Source organism: Prevotella sp. 20925_1_30 (genome assembly GCF_041433025.1).
Taxonomy (GTDB): domain Bacteria; phylum Bacteroidota; class Bacteroidia; order Bacteroidales; family Bacteroidaceae; genus Prevotella; species Prevotella vespertina.
Genome location: NZ_JAPWAR010000065.1, coordinates 1 through 1,619, shown reverse-complemented (window position 1 = coordinate 1,619; position 1,619 = coordinate 1). Strand labels below are relative to the sequence as shown.

Sequence of the window (1,619 nt, the reverse complement as noted above, 5' to 3'; positions counted from 1 at the left end):
ATCTTTGCAGTGAAAGAAAAAGAGCAGAAATTCTCTTTAAGCTCGATTAATTTTTACCTTTGTTGTTGTAAGGAAAAATTGACCGCCAGAGGGATAAACTAAAGCCCCTCTAAACTTTGAGTTTAAATTTGGTCGTAGTCCCTCTGGATTGAAGCTGCAAAATGTAAGTAGGAAGTTAGGCATATAGCCTATATAAAGTGACACACTACACAACTTCTCGGTCAATGTATTCCATAAAATAATATGCAAAGATATGAAAAAGATTTGTATTGGAATAGATGTTTCCAAAGAAACATTGGATGTGACAGTAATTCACATTGAGAGCTATGAATTGATGGAGAAACTGGGGTATAGTAAGTTTGAGAACAGACCTTCTGGTTTTAGGAGTATGACCGCCTGGGTAAGGAAAGTCATTAAGAGCCGTGGTCAGATGGATGAAGCACTGTTTTGCATGGAGACGACGGGCAGTTACGATTTACCTCTGTGTCATTGGCTCCACAAAAATGGACTGAATGTGTGGCGAGAAAGTGCATTGCAAATACATTGTTCCAAAGGCTTCCAACGCGGTAAGAGTGATAAGGAAGACTCTGAAATAATAGCACAATATGCAGCCAGACATCAGAATCGTTATACGGCTTTTGTCCCAGACGCAGAAGCTATCGCAGACTTAAAGGAACTCATTTGCTATCGTGACAGTTTGGTTGAACGGAGGAAGAAGTGCAAGGTAAGGTTAGCGAATAACAAAGAGACATTGGTGAACAAGAATAGTAAGGCTTGGAAATGTATAGAACGACTGTCAAAGGCGGAAATCAAGAGGCTCGATAAGGTTATCGGAGAGTGTGACGAAGAGATTAGAAACCTTATGAAAGAAGATGAAGAGATGGAAAAGAACTACCAGCACCTTACTTCTATTGTTGGCATCGGTCTGATTAATGGTGCAGCTCTTATCGCTTACACAGGGAATTTTAAGAAGATTACCACACCTAATAAGATGTCATGCTACTGTGGCTGCTTCACTTTTTATGAAGACTCTGGGACATCGGTACACAGGAAGAGTCCGTATAGAAACGCCTGTTGCAAGATGCTCAAGGGATACTTGAGAATGGCTGCAAAAAGTGCCATGCTTGCCAACACAGAACTTAGAAAGTATAGTGAAAGGCTCAGGGAGAAGGGTAAGCCGTATGCTGTGATCCTCAACAATGTAGCAAACAAACTACTGCACATCATGTTCTCTTTGGTAAAACATGACTATGATTATGAGTATAATCACGAAGTAGTCAGAAGAATGGAGAGAGAAATAGCATAAACTATATGGGTGGAAAATGTAAATAAAAACACATTAACTTAGAAATTACAGTGGAATATAAACTTTTCTTGGAAAATCCTTGGATTTTACCTTAGGAAGCCAAAGGAGGGGATGTCCCCCAGCCTACTTACATACTTTCGCTCGTTTCAAACTATATCCAATAAGGACATCCCCTCCTTTGGAGGGGCTTGGGGAGGCTTCTTTTTTGGGGGTAGGACTTTTACCCTGCTACTGGTCCATTCTCTTCTTTATTCTCCTTTTCTTTTGGAGAAGGATCGGGGCTTTCCGGCTTCTTTCCTTTCTTTCGCGCAGG

Annotated in this window: 1 protein-coding gene; it reads left to right on the top strand. The window is 40.8% G+C overall.

Features of this window, described 5'->3' with window-relative positions:
- The first annotated feature begins 253 nt into the window (after positions 1–253).
- Positions 254–1,306 carry an IS110 family transposase gene (locus O3603_RS12000; RefSeq protein WP_371523049.1) on the top strand — a complete coding sequence of 351 codons (1,053 nt, stop codon included), beginning with the start codon at positions 254–256 and terminating at the stop codon, positions 1,304–1,306.
- The last annotated feature ends 313 nt before the right edge of the window (positions 1,307–1,619 follow it).

Coding starts and splice junctions, on each gene's coding strand:
- O3603_RS12000 (WP_371523049.1), top strand. CDS start 254: ATGAAAAAGATTTGTATTGGAATAGATGTTTCCAAAGAAACATTGGAT.